The sequence below is a fragment of the Paraburkholderia jirisanensis genome, assembly GCF_054782355.1.
Map to the genome: position 1 here is coordinate 1 of NZ_BAAGSQ010000020.1, position 1640 is coordinate 1640.

Consider the following 1640-nt stretch of genomic DNA (forward strand, 5'->3'; position numbering starts at 1 on the left):
TTTCGTTGCCGCCATCACATGGCGACGCAACACTTCAACCAGTGGCTGCAGCAGCATTGCGCTGTGACCGACCCACTTCGCCAGTAACGAGCGATCAAGCTCGACACCCTCGCGGGCATACATCACCGACTGACGGTAAAGCGGCACGTGGTCCGCGAACTTCGTCACCAGCACGTGAGCCAGCAGGCCTGGACCCGCCAGACCGCGTTCGATCGGCCGGCTCGGTGCGGCTGCCTGTGCGATGTGGTCGCAGCATGAGCAGGCGAACTTCGGCCGCACGTGCCGGATCACGCGGAAGCTGGCAGGCACGTATTCGAGCTGCTCTGACACGTCTTCGCCGAGCGGCTTCATCGGCGCACCGCATTCCGTACACGTCTCGCCCGAGGCCGGCATATGCGTTTGCACCTCCCGAGGCAGATGTTCGGGCAGCGGTTTGCGCTGGATCTGTTCGGGCGCGGTGCGAGGCGTCTTCGGGATTTCCACCGGCGCTGCGCCTTCATCGGCCTCGAGGTCTTCGAGGCGCAGCTCGAGCTGTTCGATCTGGCGATCGAGCTTCTCTGACTTGCGGCCGAACTGCATGCGCCGCAGCTTCGCGATCAGCAGCTTCAGGTGCTCGATCTCGGCCTTGCCGGAGGCGATGGCCGCCTTCTGCGAATCGACGACATCCTGCAGATGCCCGATCTGGGCGTCACGCTGGCGCAGCATGGCCTTCAGGGCCTCGATGTCGTCAGGAAGGGCGTCGGCGGAAGTCATGTCCGACAGTTTACGTGTCGGCGCGGACGTTTACAACGCGGACGTGGGGCGTGCAGTGCGTGTGGGCTGGCGCCAATCAATGCCTTCGAGCAGCATCGACAGTTGTGCGGAACTGAGCAGGACCGTGCCGCTCGTGGCCTGCGGCCACACGAAGCGGCCCTTCTCGAGGCGCTTCATCAGCAGGCACAGTCCATCGCCGCTCCACCACAGCACCTTGAGCAGATCGCCGCGCTTGCCGCGGAAGACGAACACGTGGCCGCTGAACGGATCGCGCTCGAGCACGGTCTGCACCTTTGCGGCGAGGCTGTTGAAGCCCGCGCGCATGTCGGTGACGCCGGCAGCGAGCCATACGCGAGATCCGCCAGGCAGGCCAACGGCAGACGGCAACATCAGCACGTTCACCGTGATAGACCCCGCACGATCTCGATCAGGGTGGCGGTGGGGATGTCGCCGCTCAGGCGCAGCCTCGCATCGCCGCATTCGATCTCGTACACGTGGTCGGCGCGGGGCGCAGGGCATGCTGGTTCTTCGGGCGCCAGCGGTACCGGCTGCACGACTGCTACTGGTAGCCAGTTCAACGCTGCTGGCTCGGGCGTTAATGGCTCTGCAACGTCGGGCATGCCGTAATCGCCAGCCAGGTAATGGCGACGCCATTTGAACAGCAGATTGGCATTCACGGCATGTTCGCGTGCAATCAGTGCAGCCGACGCGCCGGGCTGCAGCGTCGCTTCGACAACTTGCCGTTTGAACTCCACGGGGAAGTTCGGGCGTTTGATGCGTTTGGCTTGTGCTGGTCTGTCCACGATTGCGCCCACTATAAAATTTGGTGGACACCAAAGTAGCCAAACTCAATGCTCAGTTCCAGACGGTGCTGAGAACTCGCTTAC

3 protein-coding genes are annotated in these 1640 nt (G+C 63.5%); all 3 read right to left on the reverse strand.

What is annotated here, in order from left to right; genetic code table 11:
- A partial coding sequence (locus ACYVNQ_RS09265; RefSeq protein WP_460902196.1) for an IS66 family transposase occupies positions 1-753 on the reverse strand: 753 nt, incomplete at its 3' end.
- Between the two features lie 30 nt (positions 754-783).
- Positions 784-1143 carry an IS66 family insertion sequence element accessory protein TnpB gene (tnpB, locus tag ACYVNQ_RS09270; RefSeq protein ID WP_460902197.1) on the reverse strand — a complete coding sequence of 120 codons (360 nt, stop codon included), beginning with the start codon at positions 1141-1143 and terminating at the stop codon, positions 784-786.
- 8 nt (positions 1144-1151) lie between these two features.
- The gene (tnpA, locus tag ACYVNQ_RS09275; RefSeq protein ID WP_460902198.1) at positions 1152-1556 is read right to left on the reverse strand and encodes an IS66-like element accessory protein TnpA; all 405 of its coding nucleotides are present in this window, start codon (positions 1554-1556) and stop codon (positions 1152-1154) included.
- Between the last annotated feature and the right edge of the window lie 84 nt (positions 1557-1640).